Origin of the sequence: Paludibacter propionicigenes WB4, from assembly GCF_000183135.1 — a bacterium.
Taxonomy (GTDB): domain Bacteria; phylum Bacteroidota; class Bacteroidia; order Bacteroidales; family Paludibacteraceae; genus Paludibacter; species Paludibacter propionicigenes.
Window position 1 is genome coordinate 436,740 of the sequence record NC_014734.1, and the last position, 21,019, is coordinate 457,758.

Below are 21,019 nucleotides of genomic sequence, written 5' to 3' on the forward strand. Positions count from 1 at the left end.
GGCGTTTTTGGTATAAGTGTCTCTATGTATCACTTCTGGCGGAAAGTGTGAGATTCGAACTCACGGTACAGTTACCCGTACATCGGTTTTCGAGACCGACCCAATCGACCACTCTGGCAACTTTCCTGATTATGATTAAAAACGATAAAGAATATCGATTTGTTCTTTAAATATAAATATAAGTACTTGCTAATATTTAATGATATATTTTTACCACAATAGAACACATAGAAATCATGATAAAAAAGACTTAGGTCACATAGTAAAAGTATCTGACGATAATCTTGCTCAGTCTGAAATTATCCCGTATTCGGGATAATGCTATGTGTTCTTAGTCTTATATCTCCTATTTAAAACGAGTGTGAACTATGTGACAAAAAACATATCAACAATAATTATCATTTACTTACAAGATAGTCATTTCGTAAATATATCCTTAGAGTACTAATGTATTTTGATTTATCAATTGATTTTAGCTTTCAGGTAAATATCCAGCATCTTGAATAGTCTTTCACCAATAATATCGGGTGTCATAGAATTGAAAGCTTCGGTATAATCCAAATTGACTAGTTCTGAATCACTTAAAATATCGGCTGGTTCAACACCCTGATATTTATCGGATGCATTGGGAAGCCATTCTTTCTTGGCAACTCCCGGAGGATAAATTGCTAACGAAGGTATTTCTAAGGCTTGCGATATATGACGTGGACCTCCTTCGTTTCCAAAAAAGAAGTCGGAATTTTTGAGTAACGCACCTAGTTCCCTGAGTGATTTTGCCTCTACATTTAAAAACACCTGAGACGGATTTCCCATCTTTTCTTTAACCGATTGAGCTACAGAAAACTCATCGCCTACAAAGTTGAATATTAGTTGAGAGTCATACTTTTCAATAACCCGCAAAAGCACTTCAGCCATATAGTCGATATTCCATATTTTACGTGGAATTCGGGCCGCAATAGTACATACAATAATTGGCTTTGAAAAGTGGATACCTTCCTGTATCATGTAGCTTTTAAATTCCGCTTGTTCTTTTTCCGTAATTCCAAGAACAAAATCTTTTGTCAATTGAAGGTTTAATTCTTTTTGGACGGGCTCAAGCAAAGCCACCATTCTGTCTACATTGCTTTCGTAATTACTAACTTCAATCGTGTGGTTGGAAATCAGATTGTATTTTTTGCTGATGCCCAGTTTGTACGGGGTGGGTGAGGAGAACAACGAAAAAAACAGAGTTTTGACAGTCGATCGACAGTCTACAATTATATCATAACGGTTTGAGCGTACAATCTTCCATACTTTATGAAGATATTTTACGATATTATCGTTTTCGTCATTCGAGAAAGTAATAAGCTTGTCGATGTCCGGGTGATTTTCAAACAGCGGAGCTATATTCTCGTTCAGCACATAATGGATTTCTGCGTTTGGGAAACTTTTCTTTAACGAAGAGCATATAGCCGATGATAATACCGCGTCGCCAATCCGACGAAACCGGATAACAAGTATCTTATTGATTGTTTTTGTTTTTTGCATGCTGTTGTAAAGTCAGTATGTGTATTTTATGAAAAAGTTGTGTTTTTCAACTGATAATTGTTGCCACTATTTGTCGGTTTCCACCTCTGTTCCGAAACTCGCATAAGTAGATACCCTGCCATATTCCAAGGTTTAATCGACCGCGGGTGATAGGCACAGACAAGCTAACGCCGGCAATAGTTGATTTTGCATGGGCTGGCATATCGTCGCTGCCTTCGAGCGTGTGGTCGTAGTATGGTTCGCGTTCTTTTACCAACTGGTCAAATATCTTACTCATATCCGATTGTACATCAGGGTCTGCATTTTCGTTCAATGTTAATGCAGCCGAAGTGTGTTTAATGAATAAATGGAGTATTCCTGCTTCAGGAAGCGAAGGCAAATTTCGTTCGATTTCGTTTGTAATCAAATGAAATCCCCGGTTCCGTTGGCTTAATGAAAATTCAATTTGAGTTAGCATTGGAAAAAGATATCTTTTTTATTAAAAGGGTAATAATGAAGAGCCGAGATAATAGAATTTAATAAGGCGTTGAAAATAAAATATTTAAAATCCTATTGCGAACGAAATAATAAATTCCAGATAGTTCTATTGCTGAACTTCTAATGTGTAGGTTTCACTTTGCAATATTACTAAAATATCTTCAAGGAATAACGCTAAATTTAAAACAATTAGTTGGTGTTTAAAAGAAAAAGTTTGTCTGTGATTTATAAGCAGGGGAGGGTAGGACTTTAAAAAGTATTCGGTAGTGAATAGTTTTTAGGCGTTTAAATAACAATACTAATACGATGGAATTAAATTGAGTATGTCACGATTTTCTTTTTGTTTTATATTGAAGTATATAAATTGTGACGCTTAGCGTTATTATGCTCATTAGTATTTGAAGCCAGAGTATATCTTTGATTACAAATATAATACTGATAATGTTGGAAATCCACATCATACCAATAGCTGCAACTTTCCCCTGAATGGTGATGCCTCTCTCTTCATGATAGTCTCTGATAAGTTGACCGAAGATTTTATGAGTCATTAACCAGTTATGTAATCTGTCCGAACTTCGTGCGAATAAAAATGCAGAAAGCAGAACAAACGGAACCGTTGGCAGTAATGGTAAAAAGGCTCCGACTATACCGAGTCCTAAACTGATCAATCCTAATAATGCTAATATGGTTTTCAAAACAAACTTTTTTTACAATTAACTACGTCAGATTATTTCTGAATCTCTTTTTAATACACACAGCTAACAATCCTGTATTTTTTTTGTTCAGAATGGTTCTTCTGGCTTTTATAATCAATGAATGCGAATTGTTTTCAGGGGCTTTTTGTAGCAAAGTACTTAAAAGTTGTAAAGATTTACAATAAAAGGTACTATATGTAAGTTTATAAATGTATGAAACAGTGCAGATGAGATACACACTCTGACGCAGCTTTGAAATAACATTGCTTAAACCTATTGATCCGCTCTATCAGGATGATAGAAATCATATTATAATAAAGTATTTTATAAACTATTTAAACTCAATAAAAAGATGAAGACAATTAAATTTTATGCAGTTATTGCAGCGCTCGTATTTCTGACGCCGTCGTGTGTGGAGAATTCAGGAAAATACAAAGCTGTTGTTGCTCAACGCGATTCGTTGGCTATGGTCAAGCAAACGTTGGACTCCAGTTATAGCCAGACACTTGGAGTTTTGAATGATATTGAAGCCGGATTCTCGGAAATTAATAAGAATGAAAAGCAAATGCAGGTTAACCTCAAAGGCGTAGAAGGCAGTACTGCTAGCAAAAGAGAGATAATAGCAGCTCAGATGAAAGCCATTAAGGAAACTATGGAGCAAAACCGGGCTAAAATAGTAGAACTACAACATTTGGCTACCAAAAAAGGAAAAGCAAATGCTTTGCTGACCGAAACAATTAAGCGCCTGCAAGCCGAAATGGAAGAAAAAGATATACGTATCAAATCGTTGCAGGATGAGCTTGACCAGAAAAATATCAAAATCACCGAATTGAGCTCTACTGTAGATGCTCAGGGCAAAAGTATTGCCGAACAGCAAAGTGCTATTGAGCAACAAAAATCAACCATCAAAGGTCAGGACGCCAGTATTAATACTGTATGGTACTGTGTAGCTACTTCTAAAAAGCTTAAGGAAGCCAAAGTGATTTCGGCCGGAGGACTATTCAAGAGCCGAAAAGTGTTGAGTACAGAGTTCGACAATTCTGTATTTACACAAATCGATTTACGAAATGTATCGTCAATACCTACTAATAGCAAAAGTGTAAAGATACTATCGCTACATCCTCAAAATAGCTATAAACTGGTACCGGGCGATGATAAGAAAGTTTCTATAGAAATTCTCAATCCGTCGAAGTTCTGGAGCGTATCTAAATACCTTGTTGTGCAGATTTAAAGACAACTAGCGTTCATTTACAGAAAAAGCAATTACCTGTTTTCGGGTAATTGCTTTTTTCGTAATAGCGTTGCGTAAGGCTTGTAATTTATTTCAGGTTTTCATGTTTTACCCATATCAGGTCGGAGGTATGATATCCTGCATCAGTGGCAACTTTCAAATATCTCTTTTTAATCTCATCGGGTATGGTAGTTTCACGCGATAGAATCCACAGATACTTAAAACTGGCTCCACCTACCAATGCATACTTATATTCAGCATCAAGGGTAATGACATTGTATCCCGCATAAAACGGTCCAAAGAATGAAACTTTAAGCATAGCAATGGTGTCTGCACCTGCGAATTTTGCTTTACCTATAGCTTGTTTCCATTTTCCTTTCTTAGTATTATATCCTTTATTGTCCACCTTAATGGTGCCATTGGTATTTAAAGAATATTCAGCTGTTGTATTATCCAGGTCTTTTTCATACTTAAAGTCAATCCGGGCTATTTCGTACCATTTACCAAGGTATAATTCTTTATTAAAGGGTTCAACAGCTTTTACACCTTTGGGTATTGAGGAACATGAAATCAATCCTGTCATAATGATAAAGATTTTAAGGATGTATAATAATTTTGATGTTCTCATTGACTGATTGAATAAGTAATTTGTTCTCTCAGATAAACTTTATTAAGTTGTTTATTCTCAGAATAGGGCGATTGCACTGCTTCCTGTATATACAACTAACAACATGCTATTCATTTTGTTTTGATACGATTTATAAGGCCGAAACAAAATTAAGGCAAAATAGGTATTTCTATACGTATCGATGTTCCTGCTCCAACATGGCTTTCGATATTAATGTTACCATCCAACAAGGTTACTCGTTCTTTCATTCCTATCAGTCCATAAGAGTTTATTTTGCCCGGGCTGTTCATGTCAAATCCACAACCATTGTCTTCAATTTGAAACGTCAGAGTTTTATTGGTACTGCAAACAGCTACTTTTATGTTGGTCGCATTTGCATGTTTAACTATATTGGACAATGATTCTTGCAATATTCTATACAGTGCAACAGTTTGTTCTTGAGAGAGTTCAATTTTATCCACGTTTTTTTCGAACTTACAATTAATTTTAAACCTCTCACGGAAATTATTGATATATATTGTAGCTGCTTCTATGAAGCCCAGGTGATTTAGTGTTTCTGAACGTAAATCCGACATTATTCTTCGAGCTATTCCGATAGTTTTATTTGTTAGATCAAGCATTTTTGTCATCTCTTTATCTATTGACTCAGCTGACAAACCGTTGAGCGGATTTGTTAGTTTCTTTTTCAAAATGCCCATGTCTATTTTCATAGCTACCAGTATTTGTCCCAGATCATCATGTATTTCTCGTGCCAATGCTATTTTTTCTTCTTCGCGAATACTTTGCAAATGTCCTGCAAATTCTCTGAGTTGCTGTTTCGATTTGGATAAGTTATCTTCTGCTTGCTTTCGTTGTGTAATATCTCTTATGATAAATACCATACCGGTAGGGTTGTCATTATTATCTTTTATTATGTCCCCATTAATTTCAGACGTAAATACTTCCCCATTGGAGCGTATCATTTGATACTCAATGGAGCCTATGTATTCTTCAAACATTAATTTGAGATTGTTTTTTACTCGTTCATGTTCATCGGGATGTATAAATTCAAAAATTGAATGACCAACTATACTATTGATATCTTCGGTTATATACATTTGTTTCACAATGGGAGAAATTGTTTTCACAGTTCCATCTAATCCAATTACTACTATAACATCGGGTGAAGCATTTATTATGCTTCTGTAGAGAGCTTCGTTTCCATAAAGTATGTCTACCCATTTTTTTTTCTCGGTAATATCCTGCAAGGTGAATCCAAGGCTTATTATACGCCCGTTTGTATCAAACTCGGATTTTCCAACTACATTCAGCCAACGTTCCTGATGATCGTTCTGGCGAATAATTTTAAATTCTGCTTCCATTGTCGGAAGCCTTTTAGGAATAAACTCATTGAGAAAATCATTTTTGAGCTTTTCTAACATATCCGGATGAATTATATTAATCCAATTTTCGATTTTCTTCTCGTATTTTTCATCTATCCCAATAATTTGATCCATCATCGATGAGGATTCCCAGCTTCCTTTATTGAAATTAATCAAAGCATAGCCTATACCTGCAATTTTTTCACCTTCTTCAAGCTGATACTGTTTTTGTTTTAAACTGTTTTCTATTCGTTTACGATAACTAATGTCGCTTAGAAAACCGATATATTCGTTCTCAGACATTCTGACAGTGTCAGCAATTACATGTTTTATTTTGCCCGATTTGGTCTGAATTTGGAGCTCATCTGCAGCCAGTCCGTAATCAATTGCTTTTTGTATATGACGAGTAAATTTTGTACGATCAACATCTGCAACCAGTAACGATATATCCATTGAAAGTAACTCCTCAGAATTATACCCGGTTATTCTTGAAGCTGCATGGTTTACTTCGGTCAGTTGTTTGGAAGTGGTCCAAACGACTACAGCATAAGGCGAAAATTCAATGTAGCTTCGCAACCTCGATTCACTTAATCTCAGCATATCCTCCATGTGTTTTCGCTGAGATATGTCACGTATAAATCCTTCAATATGTGTTGGATTGCCGTAGTTGTCGTATGTCAGGTTAGCACTGATAGAAACCGGAATCAATCCTTCTCCGCTGACATATAGATTAGTGCAATAATCGTGTATTCGTTTTTCAGCATGTATTTTCTCTTTAAATTCTTGCCATTTTTCTTCAAAAATGCAAAATTTATTGTATTTCTGTCCAATAATGTCTTCACGTTTGATTTTTGTATAATGTTTTAATGCCGGACTTATCTCACAAACTTTATAATCAGTTGTGTCAATTTTATAATATACATCCAACGCATTTTCAAAAATCATCTTGTATTTTTCTTCATTTAGTTGAGCCTGTTCTTCCTCTTTTTTCAGGTCGGTTATGTCTTGTAAGGTACCGACAACAGTAAGAGTATTATCCTCATTGTTTCTAATCACAACACCATTATCATGTACCCAACGCTCTTCGTTATTGTGTTGTTTTATTATTTTATAGCTCCTGCTATAGGATGTTTTATTGTTAGATACTATATCATCTACACAGTTGATAATTTCGCCTTTGAAGTCAGGATGAATCAAATCCACCCATTCTTTATGGGATCTTATTCTTTGGTTATTCAGCCCTAAAATTTCGTAAAGAGACTTTGAACCATACCATTTATCTTCTTGAGGACGTGTAGTATAAGTTGCTATTGATGCTATTTGTTGGGTTTTTCTGAGAAACTGAATTGTTTCAATATAGCCATCGTTGTTGTTTTTTTCAATAGTAACATCTTCGAACGAGAATATAACTTCCAAAAGTTTATTTTCGGCAGAGTATATATGATTACTATTCAATTTAATCCATATGATTTTTCCTTTATTTACCGATATTCCAAGAAGCACATTTTCAATTGGATTTAAATTATCTGCTATTAAGTTTGCAAAATGATCTCTTATATCTATCTTTTCTCCACGGATATTGTAAATTTCAATTGCAAAATCATAAATACTGAAGCCTTTGTATGTATCGGGTTGAAGATTAAAAATGCTGTAAGATGCCGAGTTGTGATAGATAATTCGGGAGTCAGGATCAATTGCTACTACCCCTTGATTTATATGGTTTAATCTTATTTCATAATTAGATTTAATGTGTTTAATTTCTTTTTTCAGGGCATTATTTTCCGAGGTTATTTGTTTATGTCTATACTTGTATAGAGCCTTTTGAGCCAATTCAGTTACTATCGAGTTTAGAAACGTACTAATAGATTTAAGCTTTTCGCCGGTCATAAAAGGTACTTGTTCATAAGCTTCAGTTATCTCTTTCGTACTAATACCTATGGTTTCTCCATATTCTATTATCTCATTTATGTCCAGTTCATCGTTTTTTACTTGCCCTATCATCCAATTGGCAACATGAACTCCGCCTACAACAATGCAAACTCCAGTATTCCAAAGTCCGGTTCTTAAGCAAGGTTGGATATGCACATAACCAGAGTTGAAACTCATTTGTGTAAGTTGAGTCTCCGATTTCAGACAGTTAATATGTCTTTTGTCAGATTTGCAAATAATTTTGCATAATGAATTGAAATTACTGGGCTGCGTAACAGGTTGCCCATCCGGTAATGTGATAATAGATGCTATTCCGGTAAGTTCTGAAAACGAATCTTGTATTTTTTGCAATTCTGCTAAGTCGAATAGTTCACTAAATTTTAATGCGTTCTCATCTGAAAGCATTATTGTTTTTTCATTATATATCATCACGGCGTTTATATCGTTTATTTATAATCATGTCAATGTTTGTATTATTCTAATTGTTTTCAAAATTACTGCAATATATTTAAAATATTGAATGATAGATGTTTAATATTCTGTGTTTGGAAATGATAATGGTAAATGATTAGGGTTTTCTTAGAAATATTTTTTGTACGTCAAAATATTGAAAAATAGATATTTAGTGTAACGGTATAATTATTTATACCATTTGAGTGTATTTTTTGTTCATAAAAAAACATAAATTAGGCCAATGTTAATATAAATTAAATTTTTATAATAGTAATAAATATGACTGAAATATGTAGTAAAAAATCCATAAATGCCACTGCGTTATCTTTCACTTAATAGATGATTATATATACCGGTAATCAGGAGTAAATATGTCGGGATAGTTAGTGACTTTTGTAGTTGAACCACTATGTTAATGGATAGAAAAAATAGAGGGAAAAGCCATATCCATTTGTTGGGAATAACATGTAGGAAACGGAGATCATTTTAAGATAACATTCGTCAGCGGGGATTTAATGTTGGATGATAAACTCCATACTAAGGAAGTTTATTGACTCTAGTATAAAAAAAGACCGCTCACAGGGAGCGGTCTTAAATGATAATTATATGGTTTTAAGTATTAAAAAACCTGATCGGCCATACGTTTGTAGCCATCATAACGCCATTTGGCATTAGCTTCGGCTGCTATAAACAGTTCTGTTGCTTCTTCAGGGAACTGTTTCAACAGGGTAGTGTAACGTACTTCTCCTTTGAGGAAGTCCTGGAAGTTTTCCCATTGTGGTTCTTTCGAATCCAGTGTCATTGGGTTCTTTCCTTCTTCTGCCAATGTAGGATTGTAACGATACAAATGCCAGTATCCGCATTCTACAGCACGTTTTTGCTCTTCTTGTGCTTTACCCATACCGGCACGTATACCGTGGCTGATACATGGTGAATAAGCAATAACGATTGATGGTCCGTCATAAGCTTCTGCTTCGCGAATAGCTTTCAGTGTTTGTGCCTGATTAGCTCCCATAGCTACCTGAGCTACATAAACATATCCGTAAGTGGCAGCAATCATACCCAGGTCTTTTTTACGTACGCGTTTACCCGAAGCAGCAAACTTAGCCACAGCACCTACCGGAGTAGATTTTGACGACTGTCCACCAGTATTAGAGTAAATTTCTGTATCAAGTACAAGGATATTTACGTTTTTGCCAGAGGCAATCACGTGATCCAATCCACCAAAGCCAATATCGTAAGCCCAACCGTCACCACCAATAATCCATTGAGATTGTTTGATAATGTACTGTGTCAAACCTGCAATTTGTTTTGCGATTGCGTTATCGGATGCTTTTACTAACGGAGTAATTTTGCGTTCCAAAATAATAGTTTCGTCAGCATCGTTACGTTTTTCAATCCATTCGGTAAACAAAGCTTTCAGCTCGTCTGAAATACCTGCTTCAGCTTGCGCTTCGGTAAACAAACGTACCAAACGGTCGCGCATGTTATCGTTGGCAAACACCATACCCAATCCAAATTCCGCATTGTCTTCGAACAATGAGTTAGCCCAAGCCGGTCCGTGACCTTCAGGGTTAGTGGTATATGGGGTAGAAGGGGCAGAGTTAGAGTAAATAGAGCTACAACCGGTTGCATTAGCTACCATCTGACGGTCGCCGAACAATTGGGTAATCAACTTCACGTATGGAGTTTCACCACAACCTGCACAAGCACCCGAGAACTCGAACAACGGAGTTGCCAACTGTGAGTTCTTCACGTTAGATTTAGTATCTACCAAATGTTGTTTAGATGCTACGTGATCAATACAGTATTCCCAGTTTTTCTGATTGTCGTATTGGGTTTCGATTGGCACCATTGTAAGCGCTTTGTTGCCTTTGTTACCCGGACAAACTTCAGCACAGTTGTTACAACCCATACAGTCGAGCACATCTACCTGAATACGGAATGTCATATCGGCAAATTGTTTACCGTTGGTTTTCAACATTTCGAACTGAGGTGCATTTTCCTGTTCTTTCAAATCCAGAATGAACGGACGGATAGCAGCGTGAGGACAAACGTAAGCACATTGGTTACACTGTATACAGTTTGATGAGTTCCAAACCGGTACGTGCGAAGCCACACCACGTTTTTCGTATTTAGAAGTTCCCTGATCCCAGGTTCCATCTTCACGTCCTTTAAACGCCGATACAGGAAGGTCATCACCGGCCTGTGCGTTGATAGGACGAACCACGTCGCCGATAAATGCAGGAACAATGTCAGTGCTGATATCGCTTTCTTCAAGTAGATTCGTCCATTCAGGTAATACATCTACCTTGGTGTATTCACCACCACGGTCAACAGCTGCATAGTTTTTCTTCACTACGTCTTCACCTTTCTTACCGTATGACTTGTTGATGGCATATTTCATCTTTTCAACAGCCAGTTCGTAAGGTACTACGTTGGTGATTTTAAAGAATGCCGATTGAAGAATGGTGTTGGTACGGTTACCTAATCCGATTTCTTCGGCAATCTTCGTTGCGTTGATAATATAGAAGCTGATATTATTGGCTGCCAGGTATTTTTTTACTTTAGCAGGCAGATTTTTCTGAACTTCTTCAGGGCTCCATATAGTGTTCAATAAGAATGTACCGTTTTTCTTCAATCCTTTGGTTACGTCGTACAAATTCAGGTAAGCCTGCACGTGACATGCCACGAAATCAGGGGTAGTAACCAAATAGGTAGAACGGATAGGTGTTTCACCAAAACGCAGGTGCGAACAGGTAAAACCTCCGGATTTCTTAGAGTCGTAAGCAAAGTAAGCCTGACAGTATTTATCGGTATTGTCACCAATAATTTTAATAGAGTTTTTGTTAGCACCTACTGTACCATCAGCTCCCAATCCGTAGAATTTAGCTTCGATAGTTCCTGCTCCACCCAATGCAATTTCTTCTTTCAAAGGAAGTGAAGTGAAGGTGATATCGTCAACAATACCTACAGTAAAGTGATTTTTTGGTTCCGGTAAAGCAAGGTTTTCATACACAGCAATAACCTGAGCAGGAGTAAAGTCTTTTGAAGACAAACCGTAACGTCCACCAACAACGATAGGTTGTTCGGCAGTACCATACAATACATCTTTTACATCCAAATACAATGGTTCGCCACCAGCACCCGGTTCTTTGGTCCGGTCTAATACGCAAACACGTTTTGCAGTTTTAGGCAATACAGACAAGAAATGTTTTGCTGAGAACGGACGATATAAGTGAACTGAAATTAAACCTACTTTCTCGCCTTTAGCGTTCAGGTAGTCAATACCTTCGCGGATAGCTTCGGTTGAAGAACCCATAGCTACTACCACACGGTCAGCATCAGCAGCTCCATAGTAATCGAACAAGCCATATTTGCGACCTGTAACGATAGCCAGTTTATCAAGATATTCTTCTACTACCGATGGAATAGCATCGTAGAAAGGATTACTTGCTTCGCGAGCCTGGAAATATACATCCGGATTCTGAGCAGTACCGCGAGCCACTGGATGTTCAGGACTCAAAGCACGGTCGCGGAAATCTTTCAATGCTTCCTGATCAATCAAAGGAATTAAATCTTCCTGATCTAGTTGTTCTATTTTTTGAATTTCGTGTGAAGTACGGAAACCATCAAAGAAGTGTACAAAAGGCACGCGGGTTTTGATAGCTGCTAAGTGAGCTACAGCTGCCAAATCCATTACTTCCTGTACAGAGCCAGTGGCAAACATAGCACAACCAACCTGACGTACAGCCATCACATCCTGATGGTCGCCGAAGATTGAAAGAGCATGTGAAGCCAAAGCACGAGCCGATACGTGATAAACGCCAGGAAGCAATTCACCGGCTACTTTATACATATTCGGAACCATAAGCAATAAACCCTGAGAAGCAGTAAAAGTGGTAGTCAAAGCACCAGCTTGTAGAGACCCGTGCATAGCGGCAGCGGCTCCGGCTTCTGATTGCATTTCCTGCACTTGCACCTTTTCACCCCAGATGTTTTTACGACCTGAGGCTGCCCATTCGTCAACATATTCTGCCATAGTCGACGAAGGTGTGATTGGGTAAATAGCAGCTACTTCGCTGAACATATAGGATATGTGCGCTGCAGCCTGATTACCATCACAGGTTAAAAATTTCTTTGTTTTAGCCATTTTGTTAGTAATTTATTAATGTTTGATTTTTTGTTTTTATTATCTGATTACTTCAAACCTCTTAAGGGGAGAGAAGCAAATTGTTTTTAATTATTTCTTAATACAGAAAACCAAATAACCATAACGGTATTTCGTTTTTATTGCCGACCTCTATTTCGTCGGCAGCATACATAGCTTTCGAATAGTGCTTGCCCGTATCCGGTTTTCTCTCGCATTTAAAATGATGTGTCTGATCAATACAGAAATCCATGTGATACTTACACATATTTATTTTATGGCGGGAGTGCAGCGCGTTATAAAAAAACGTTTTTCGCTCGGCTGTTTTATCTACATTGCCCAACGTTACCGCGTACATCAGATTCGTATTGTGAAGATAAACCTGATTCGGTTTCTTGGGATATTCATCGCCTTCGGCATACAAGGTATTTAGTAACCGTGCATCTTTCAGGTACTTAATGTAATTCATTATAGTTGCTCGCGAAGTTTCTATTTCTTTGCTCAACTGACTTACGTTGGGCGCTCCGGGGGCAGTATTCATAATCAGATACAGTAGCTTGCGTATCTTAGACAGGTATTTTAATTCTATCTGTTTGATAAGTAATATATCTACTTCCAACATCATGTTCATGGTTTTCAACAGGTTCTCTGAAAAATTTCTGTTTTCCAGAAAAAAAGGATAGAAACCATGGTGCAGATAATCCTGAAAATAATCTAGGGGTTTAACCTGACTGCAAATAGTTTGAGCTATTTGAACATGATTTTGTATGATTTCTTCGAGATTATAAGAGGGAAATGTTTTTCCGGCCTGCAAATTCAGAAATTCTCTGAATGAAAACCCGCGCAAATTATAGGAAGCAACAATATCCTGTAGATCAAGATTATCTTCAATCAGACGCATAACAGACGATCCAGAGAAGACAATATGTAAATCGGGGAAACGAAAGTAGCATTCTCTCAGCTCTTTCGACCAGTTTTCGTACTTAAACGTCTGGTCTATCAACAAAGTTTTTCCACCCTGTGCACAAAATTCAGCAGCAAAATCTACAAGTGTGTGATTTGTAAAATAAAAGTTGTTGAAGTTCACATACAAACAACTCCGATCGGTACCAAATTGCTCTTTGGCATATTGAAGCAGAAAAGTAGTTTTTCCCACACCCCGACTGCCTTTTATACCAATCAGGCGATGTGTCCAGTCGATTTCGTCCATTAATAAGCGCCTAACCGGCGATTGTACGTGTTCAACTAAATACTTATGTGTTTTATAAAACGCTTCCATATGCATTTATTAGCACACAAATGTAGGAATAAATTTCTATTTTGCAATGCAGAGATGGCAAAATTAGCATATTTTCATTGAAATCAATGCAAAACAAGTTTTTTATGGTTTATTAGCTGTATAATAATACTGAAAAAAATTAAAGTTTATGCAGTTGCTTAGAATTTACAATAGATTAATTTCTGATAAAGATAAATAAATAATTAACTGGTAAAATTGGAATTGTAAAATAGAATGTGTAGTTTTGGAGTAGAAAAAGTAAAACGGTTTGACTATCGGTTTATTTGAATGATATTCCTTAAACATTTAAAATCATTATACCATGAAAATCAAATTTATTGGTGCTGCCCGCGAAGTTACCGGAAGTAAGCATCTAATTACAACCAACGAAGGCAAGCGTATTTTACTGGATTGCGGTATGTTTCAGGGTAAGGGCTTGGAAACCGACTCGATGAACCGTAATCTGATGTTCGATCCTGCATCTATCGATTATCTTATTCTTAGTCATGCCCATATTGATCATTCGGGCTTAATTCCTTATATGTACAATCTCGGTTTCAGAGGTTCTGTGGTTTGTACCAATGCCACCCGCGACCTTTGTGCCATTATGCTGGCCGATAGTGGACATATTCAGGAACTGGATAATAAATGGTTTAATAAAAAGCGTGATAAACAGGGTCTTCCACCCGTTGAACCTATTTATAATCAAATAGATTCAGAGAAATGTATGGAACTGTTTATAGGTGTTGCGTATGACCGTCGTTTTCAGATTAATGATAAAATCAATGTGAAATTTACCAATTCAGGGCATATGCTGGGCAGCGCGGTTGTCAACCTTGAACTGCTGGAAAATGGTAAAAAAGTTCATTTGGCTTATACGGGCGATATTGGTCGTCCACATAATCGTATTATACATCCGCCAACAGCCTTCCCGCAGTGCGATTACCTGATTACCGAATCTACGTATGGTAACAGATTGCACGCCGAGGAAAAAGAAAGTGAAGAAGATTTATTGAAAATAGTAAGGGAAACCTGTGTCGACAACAGGGGAAAACTTATCATTCCATCGTTTTCTATCGGACGTACTCAGGAAATTGTGTTTGTGCTCAATAATTTGTACAACAAAGGTTTATTGCCAAAGATAGAGGTGTTTGTAGATAGTCCGCTATCGGTAAATGCTACTGATGTGTTCAGAATGCATACTGAATGCATGAACGTTGATGTAAAAGAGGTATTGAAAACAGACGATGATCCGTTTGGCTTTAATTCGCTACACTACATTAAAAATGTAGACGAATCCAAAGCGCTGAACGATTATAACGAACCTTGTATTATCATTTCTTCTTCGGGCATGTTGGAAGCCGGTCGCATTAAACACCATGTGGCTAATAATATTTCAAACTGGCGGAATACCATTCTGATGGTGGGTTATTGCTCGCCAACATCGCTTGGAGCACGTATTCAGGAACCGGGTTTACGGTTTATATCCATTTTCGGCGAAATGCACGAAATCAATGCCCGCATTGCCCGTATTGAAGCATTCTCTGGTCATGGCGATTACAATGAGATGAAATCATTTTTGAGCTGCCAGAATCCCGTCGAAATTAAAAAGACATTTTTAGTCCATGGTGAGTATAAGGTGCAGTTATCGTATGCCGATGAACTGAAAAAGGCTGGTTTCCATGATATTGAAATACCGGAGGCCGGACAGGAATTTACATTGTAAGAAGTTGTAGAGGCGCACAATATGTGTGTCTCTACATTTTTTTAGGCGTTGTTGTCTGGAATTCTTTCAGGTAAAATGGTTCGAAATAGGCCACATCCACAAAGTTGTTGTCTGCAAATGCCTTTTCGGCAAACGAAATCATATTTTCTGCCAGTGGGACAAGGTTGTCAATAAAGCGGGCATTAGGGTGGGTGAGGGTGCTCTTGCATTTTTCAGCTCCATTTCCGAAAAAGTACACAGGTTGCTTGTCAAGCATGTCAGCATAAGAGTTTGAATCGATAATGTCTGCCGATATTTCACGTTTAATTTCCAAATCAGCGTTATAAAAAGCAGCATATACTTCCATGCGTCGTGCATCGATCATTGGACAGTAAAGTACATTTTGATCGGAAACAGATTGTAATGCCTGGGCAGTAAGTACTTCAAGTGTGCTCACGGCGATTAACGGAATACCGTATCCGTAACACAAACCTTTGGCGGTAGAAACGCCTATGCGTAAGCCGGTATACGATCCCGGACCACTGCTTACAGCCACCGCGTCAGGTTTCTTTTCATTAGATTTTAAAACCTCAAGTGCTTCGGCTATAAACACGCTTAATAGCGCCGCATGGTTCATTCCTTCGGCGTTTGATTTGGAAAATAAACAACTGCCGTTTTCGCTCAGTGCTACCGAACAGACGTTTGTAGATGTTTCTATATGAAGAATGATAGACATTTTATTTTTTTTTTTGAAAATTATTTCACCTGAATTAACCAGCCTAAATTGACCGACAGTGAGATATTGTGCGAGTTATCAAAATAATCTTTTTTGCTGTTGGAGTATATATCTCCAAAGGAGTAAGCAGCCCTGGAGTCGAGTTGAAAGATGCTTCCTTTAATATTAAAGAGAATCCCTATTCCACCGCAGAGACCATAATCAAAAGGATTTTCGATGGCCGTAGTGTGTTGCGTTTCGGTAGAATTTACGGTTTTGTCTACAATGGTTTTCTCGGAAATCAAGTATGCAATTTTAGGACCCAGATTGATAAAGAATCTGTTCTTTTTGCCAATGTAAATGTGCGTCATAAAAGGCAGTTCCAGATAATTCAACTGGCGGGTATAGAGCCCCGATGATTCCTTCCAGCCTCTTTGAGATAAGTTTAATTCGGCTTGCATACCTACGTTCTTCTCGGCTATATATCTGAATACCAATCCTCCGTTGTAACCCTTCAAAAAACTCTGATCTACACTTGGATGAAAACTAACCATAGATTCTGTAACTCCAAAGTTAGCTCCAACATATATTTCGGGCTTAATTAACCGGTCTTGCGCCATCAGCGAAGAGCTTATTGTAATGAACAGTAGTATGAGCGTTTTTTTCATTTCTTGTAGGCGTACTGATTTTAGCGTGCTTTATCTTCTCCCAGATAAACACGTTGATTGATAAATCCTGCATCGGGCGCATTGCGTTCGAAGAGCGGTTGCGATTGGATACCGGTTATGGACGACGTGGAACTGATTTTGGTGCCAAATTTACTTCCGTATTTTGAAATCAGCGTTATAAAATAATTCGTCAAATCATAACCCAAAACATCATAACGGGGAGATTCGTTTGTCAAGTCTTTTCCGTAGTATTGGTCGAACTTTTTATTAAACTCACCAATTAGTCCAATATTCATGGTGGAGATAAAAGGTGACAGGTAAATGCTTTTGGGAGTTTTCTCTGCCTGATTTCTCCAGCTGTATTGACCCAGTACCGTAACGTCGAAGTTAGGAGCGTACAAGCTCAAAGAGTTTATGTACGAGCTTACACTCTGGAATTTGTCTGTATTAAAGACTATCAGGTTCTTTTCTCCTTTTTTAAGGACACCGGCAAAATCCCCATTACTTGATCCTGATAGTTCTATAGTAGAAAATGTTTTTCGTCCCTTGGTAAGTTCTTTGCGAAGAGCATCGGCTTTTAATTTACCATCGTCCAGTGGATTGACGCCCTGTATCTCGGCAAACACAATGTGCGTATTTTTATACTTTCCGGACAATAACTCCATTAAGTAGGATAGTTCGGTGTCAGTTCCCGGATTAAACTGGAATAAATAAGGATTCTCGTCTATGTCGGAAACTTTGCCTGTAAATGGAATTAAGGTGTTTATTTTGTTCTCTTTAGCAAAATTACTAACCATGGGCACATGGTTCGTGAAAGCCGGGCCGATAAGCAGGTCAACGGATTTGAGTTCGGGGCTGGCCAGCGCTTCACTCAGTTTTTCATCCGAATTATCGGTATCGAATGTGTAAATTTCGAAGGAAATGCCTTTGTCCTTGGCTTGCTCAATGGCGAGTAAAGCTCCTGAATAGAAGTTGATAAAACGGTCGAATTTAGCTTCTTTTGTTGCCTGATCAAGCATAAACGGAAGCAAAAAAGCAATTCGGATCATCTTCTTTTCAATAACTTTTGGAGCAACCTGCTTTTCAACTACAGCTTTCGATTCTGCTTTTGCAGTCTCGTTTTTAAGCTCTTTCACTTTCGGAGAATCCGATTTGAGAGGGATTTTTAAATCAGTACCTACGGCTATTTTAATCTCCGAACCCGGATTGGCTTTTACTACGTCTTTAATCTCTACATTATAACGTTTGCAGATTGAAAATAAAGTTTCATCCTGTTTTACGGTGTGTGTGGTAAATTGCGGACTTTTACTTGTTGCAGCAGCAGGGGTAGAAATTGGTTTTGCTACAGCCGGAGCGGCAGCCACAGTCGGTGCGGTTTCTTTTACCGCTGGTTTTGTGTCTTTACGTGCAACAGGAATTCGCAGTATCAAACCTTCTTTGAATCCTTTTTCAATTTCCGGATTGTATTTTATAAGTTCTTCCTGGCTGATATTGTATTTCTGACAAATAGCGAAAACCGTTTGCTTCTTTTCTACTTTGTGCTGGGTAAATTGCAGTGTGGCTTTAGCAGGTGTTTCCGGTTTGATGTTTTTGGCAGATTTGTTAGTTATCGGCACAAGAATTTCCTGACCTGCTTTCAATCCGTTTTTAATGTATGGATTGGCTTTACTGACTTCGTCCGGCGTGGTATCGAATTTTCGGGCTACCGCAAAAAGGCCTTCACTTACCTGTACAGTATAGACGTAATACTCTATACCATTTACTTTTTTTGTGGGATAATTATGGTTTTGTCCGGCTAAAGAAAATGTCAATATAAGAAATCCCGCGAGTATATAGTTGGCTAATTGTTTTTTCATTTTTCGGCTGTTACTAATTGTTTTTAGTTACAACGACAAAAATACTAAAAATATACTTTATCAAGCAAATAAGGCTAATAATTAGAAGTTTTTTTTGTTATTGATAAGAAAGATGTACATTTGCATACAGTAATTTAATTAAGCAATTTTTAGCCATTCGTTCATGAAAAAAATCTTATTTCTAGTTAGTTTTTGCCTGACTACTATAGCTGTTTCTGCTTCCCCGGATATTACTTGTTCTTCTAATGGTGTACGAAAGATATTCCCCGGTGTTGATTATGTGTTTATCTTTAAAGATATAACAAATCCAATGACAGAAATAACTTATAACGGTCCCTTTTTAGACAAAAACAGTATTACATGGACAAAGTTTACGAGTGGTGCTTTTGGTTCTAGTAATACCGGACAAAACATTATTTCTCCAGAAGATGCTACAGGTTATAGATTGACTGTTGATGATAAGAAGATTGCAGATATTTGGGTGATTGATTATAGGCCTCCGGTTCTAAAGTCTGTCAGCGTTCCTACAGCTCAAACCAGTGAGTGTAAAACGGTGAGTCTGGCTATTGATGCAGATATTCCGGCACTCAGCTACCAAACTCCCGCCAGTGCTACTTCTTTACCAATTACCAGAGATTTTAATATCGCTTATACTACGCTTAGTTGGAACGGTACTGCCTGGACACCCAAAGATACAACAATAACTATTTCTTCACCAATTGCATCTCCAAAATCAGTTCCTGCTCCATATTGCAGCACTAAATTCACTCTTATCGGCGATCAATATGCAAAGGATTTGGGAATAGAGCTTACACCTGTCAGTACTGATTATACTCCGATAGCAGTTGTCTGCCACGAGACATCCATAGTGAGCACCCGTAATGCCACAAATGAAGCTGAAAGACCAACGACAGCGAAGCAAATCAGAGGATCGGCTCCGTTTGATATGCAATTTTTGAGCAATGCTAATGAACCGATAACTCAGTATTATAAATGGGAAATATTTAAAGACAAAGCCTTTCAACCTTTTATTAGCCGAACAGATAAAGATATCCGAAATACTTTTTCAGAAGCAGGTGTCTATAAAGTTGCTGTCACAGTAAGTCATGGCGATGCTAAATCTTGCATGTTTACTGACTCTATTATGGTTACGGTCTCCGAATCTCAAATTGTTGCTCCCAATGTATTTACACCGAACGGAGATGGATTTAATGATGAATTCAGGGTGGCATACAAATCCATTATAAGTTTTCATTGCTGGATATATAATCGCTGGGGCAGGTTAGTTTATGAGTGGACAGACCCAATGAAAGGCTGGGATGGTAACATAGGAGGTAGGAAAGCAGCCCCTGGAGCTTATTTTTATATTATCAAAGCCCTGGGGTCCGATTACGATCCGAATTCAAAACCCGATTCGAAAACCAAACTGAGAGTAGGGGAATATAAACTTAAAGGAGATATTAATCTGCTGCGTGGAGCAGATAACTAAAAACCAAGTGTCTGTAAAAACAAACATAAATTGACAAAGGCTTATCGACAATTCGATAAGCCTTTGTTTTTTGATAAGTTCGGGTTGTTTCTTTATACGAAATTTACTTCTGAACCAAATACATGCTGCAAACTCCAAAACTGAATTTGTGGTTCTTGTTCAGAGTAAAACCATTGTTTGCTAAAATAGCAATTAATCGCTCACCATTGGGGAAAGCGTGCATCGATTCCTGAAGGTAATCATAGGCCTTTTCGTCGCTCGACAGGTACTTGGCGGTTAAGCGTACAAAAACCCGGGTGTATAGCTTGTAACCTTTAAATAACAATCCTTTTTGAGGCTCATTCATTTCCAGTATCAACAAGTGTCCGCCGGTTTTCAAAACCCGGTGTATTTGTTGCAGGCTGGCATCGAGCTTCTCGAAGTTACGTATGCCGAAAGCAATGGTTGCCGCATCGAAACTGGCATCGGCAAAGGTCATTGCCGAAACGTCCTGAACCTCTAAATCAATTTTATCCGTTAAGTTGACTTTTGCCACTTTCACCCGTCCCATTTCCAGCATTCTCTCCGAAATATCTACACCGGTAACATGTGTTGGTTTCAGATATTTATAGGATTTGATGCACATGTCGGCAGTTCCTGCAGCAATATCCAGAATGTATTGCGGATTGTATGCTTTCAACGCCAGCAGAGATTGTTTACGCCACATTCTGGCCAGTCCCCAGGTCATGATGTCGTTAAACTTATCGTATTTATCCGATATGGTATTGAACATTCGGGCTAGCTGAGCCGTCTTTTCTTCATCCTGATTGTATGGCTTTACTTTCGTAAAATCAACTTCGTTTTTTTTATTCATATA

At 37.8% G+C, this 21,019-nt stretch carries 14 protein-coding genes and 1 tRNA gene; 3 read left to right on the forward strand and 12 right to left on the reverse strand.

The features are described from left to right. Positions 1–36: 36 nt before the first annotated feature. The 4 genes from PALPR_RS01805 to PALPR_RS01820 all read right to left on the reverse strand — a co-directional run bounded on the left by PALPR_RS01805 (position 37) and on the right by PALPR_RS01820 (position 2,699). Positions 37–126, reverse strand: a tRNA-Ser gene (locus PALPR_RS01805). Positions 127–462: 336 nt separating this feature from the next. After that, the gene (locus PALPR_RS01810) at positions 463–1,527 is read right to left on the reverse strand and encodes a glycosyltransferase family 9 protein (protein WP_013443894.1); all 1,065 of its coding nucleotides are present in this window, start codon (positions 1,525–1,527) and stop codon (positions 463–465) included. Positions 1,528–1,573: 46 nt separating this feature from the next. Then, entirely contained in the window at positions 1,574–1,984 is a 411-nt protein-coding gene (locus PALPR_RS01815; RefSeq protein ID WP_013443895.1) for a secondary thiamine-phosphate synthase enzyme YjbQ, read from the reverse strand. Positions 1,985–2,330: 346 nt separating this feature from the next. After that, positions 2,331–2,699, reverse strand: a complete 369-nt coding sequence (locus PALPR_RS01820) for a YbaN family protein (RefSeq protein WP_013443896.1) — start codon at positions 2,697–2,699, stop codon at positions 2,331–2,333. A gap of 352 nt (positions 2,700–3,051) precedes the next feature. Here PALPR_RS01820 and PALPR_RS01825 point away from each other — a divergent pair, with 352 nt between their 5' ends. Continuing rightward, positions 3,052–3,930: a Cbp1 family collagen-binding glycoprotein adhesin gene (locus PALPR_RS01825; RefSeq protein ID WP_013443897.1), complete on the forward strand. Its 879-nt coding sequence runs from the start codon at positions 3,052–3,054 to the stop codon at positions 3,928–3,930. A gap of 88 nt (positions 3,931–4,018) precedes the next feature. Here PALPR_RS01825 and PALPR_RS01830 read toward each other — a convergent pair whose 3' ends face one another. The 4 genes from PALPR_RS01830 to PALPR_RS01845 all read right to left on the reverse strand — a co-directional run bounded on the left by PALPR_RS01830 (position 4,019) and on the right by PALPR_RS01845 (position 13,730). After that, the gene (locus PALPR_RS01830) at positions 4,019–4,513 is read right to left on the reverse strand and encodes a lipocalin family protein (protein ID WP_216086314.1); all 495 of its coding nucleotides are present in this window, start codon (positions 4,511–4,513) and stop codon (positions 4,019–4,021) included. A 194-nt stretch (positions 4,514–4,707) separates the two neighbouring features. Further along, a complete protein-coding gene (locus PALPR_RS01835; protein ID WP_041620128.1) occupies positions 4,708–8,277 on the reverse strand; it encodes a PAS domain S-box protein in 3,570 nt (1,189 codons plus the stop codon). A gap of 643 nt (positions 8,278–8,920) precedes the next feature. Next, entirely contained in the window at positions 8,921–12,454 is a 3,534-nt protein-coding gene (nifJ, locus tag PALPR_RS01840; RefSeq protein WP_013443900.1) for a pyruvate:ferredoxin (flavodoxin) oxidoreductase, read from the reverse strand. A gap of 97 nt (positions 12,455–12,551) precedes the next feature. Beyond that, positions 12,552–13,730, reverse strand: a complete 1,179-nt coding sequence (locus tag PALPR_RS01845) for an AAA family ATPase (protein WP_013443901.1) — start codon at positions 13,728–13,730, stop codon at positions 12,552–12,554. A gap of 322 nt (positions 13,731–14,052) precedes the next feature. Between PALPR_RS01845 and PALPR_RS01850 the strand changes: the two genes are divergently transcribed. Next, positions 14,053–15,456, forward strand: a complete 1,404-nt coding sequence (locus PALPR_RS01850) for an MBL fold metallo-hydrolase RNA specificity domain-containing protein (RefSeq protein WP_013443902.1) — start codon at positions 14,053–14,055, stop codon at positions 15,454–15,456. A gap of 31 nt (positions 15,457–15,487) precedes the next feature. Here the strand turns inward: PALPR_RS01850 and tsaB are convergent, their stop codons facing one another. From tsaB to PALPR_RS01865, 3 genes are read right to left on the reverse strand one after another with little or no spacing between them, the layout of a single operon-like run. After that, on the reverse strand, positions 15,488–16,171 hold the full coding sequence (gene tsaB, locus PALPR_RS01855) for a tRNA (adenosine(37)-N6)-threonylcarbamoyltransferase complex dimerization subunit type 1 TsaB (protein WP_013443903.1): 684 nt from the start codon (positions 16,169–16,171) through the stop codon (positions 15,488–15,490). Positions 16,172–16,191: 20 nt separating this feature from the next. Then, positions 16,192–16,818 (reverse strand): porin family protein, encoded by a 627-nt coding sequence (locus PALPR_RS01860; protein WP_013443904.1) that lies wholly within the window; start codon positions 16,816–16,818, stop codon positions 16,192–16,194. Positions 16,819–16,838: 20 nt separating this feature from the next. After that, positions 16,839–18,674 (reverse strand): LysM peptidoglycan-binding domain-containing protein, encoded by a 1,836-nt coding sequence (locus PALPR_RS01865; RefSeq protein ID WP_013443905.1) that lies wholly within the window; start codon positions 18,672–18,674, stop codon positions 16,839–16,841. Between the two features lie 163 nt (positions 18,675–18,837). Here PALPR_RS01865 and PALPR_RS01870 point away from each other — a divergent pair, with 163 nt between their 5' ends. Further along, entirely contained in the window at positions 18,838–20,163 is a 1,326-nt protein-coding gene (locus PALPR_RS01870) for a T9SS type B sorting domain-containing protein (RefSeq protein ID WP_013443906.1), read from the forward strand. A 103-nt stretch (positions 20,164–20,266) separates the two neighbouring features. Here the strand turns inward: PALPR_RS01870 and ubiE are convergent, their stop codons facing one another. Continuing rightward, positions 20,267–21,016 (reverse strand): bifunctional demethylmenaquinone methyltransferase/2-methoxy-6-polyprenyl-1,4-benzoquinol methylase UbiE, encoded by a 750-nt coding sequence (gene ubiE, locus PALPR_RS01875; RefSeq protein ID WP_013443907.1) that lies wholly within the window; start codon positions 21,014–21,016, stop codon positions 20,267–20,269. Positions 21,017–21,019: the final 3 nt, after the last annotated feature.

Coding starts and splice junctions, on each gene's coding strand:
- PALPR_RS01810 (WP_013443894.1), bottom strand. CDS start 1,527: ATGCAAAAAACAAAAACAATCAATAAGATACTTGTTATCCGGTTTCGT.
- PALPR_RS01815 (WP_013443895.1), bottom strand. CDS start 1,984: ATGCTAACTCAAATTGAATTTTCATTAAGCCAACGGAACCGGGGATTT.
- PALPR_RS01825 (WP_013443897.1), top strand. CDS start 3,052: ATGAAGACAATTAAATTTTATGCAGTTATTGCAGCGCTCGTATTTCTG.
- PALPR_RS01830 (WP_216086314.1), bottom strand. CDS start 4,513: ATGACAGGATTGATTTCATGTTCCTCAATACCCAAAGGTGTAAAAGCT.
- PALPR_RS01835 (WP_041620128.1), bottom strand. CDS start 8,277: ATGATATATAATGAAAAAACAATAATGCTTTCAGATGAGAACGCATTA.
- nifJ (WP_013443900.1), bottom strand. CDS start 12,454: ATGGCTAAAACAAAGAAATTTTTAACCTGTGATGGTAATCAGGCTGCA.
- PALPR_RS01845 (WP_013443901.1), bottom strand. CDS start 13,730: ATGGAAGCGTTTTATAAAACACATAAGTATTTAGTTGAACACGTACAA.
- PALPR_RS01850 (WP_013443902.1), top strand. CDS start 14,053: ATGAAAATCAAATTTATTGGTGCTGCCCGCGAAGTTACCGGAAGTAAG.
- tsaB (WP_013443903.1), bottom strand. CDS start 16,171: ATGTCTATCATTCTTCATATAGAAACATCTACAAACGTCTGTTCGGTA.
- PALPR_RS01860 (WP_013443904.1), bottom strand. CDS start 16,818: ATGAAAAAAACGCTCATACTACTGTTCATTACAATAAGCTCTTCGCTG.
- PALPR_RS01865 (WP_013443905.1), bottom strand. CDS start 18,674: ATGAAAAAACAATTAGCCAACTATATACTCGCGGGATTTCTTATATTG.
- PALPR_RS01870 (WP_013443906.1), top strand. CDS start 18,838: ATGAAAAAAATCTTATTTCTAGTTAGTTTTTGCCTGACTACTATAGCT.
- ubiE (WP_013443907.1), bottom strand. CDS start 21,016: ATGAATAAAAAAAACGAAGTTGATTTTACGAAAGTAAAGCCATACAAT.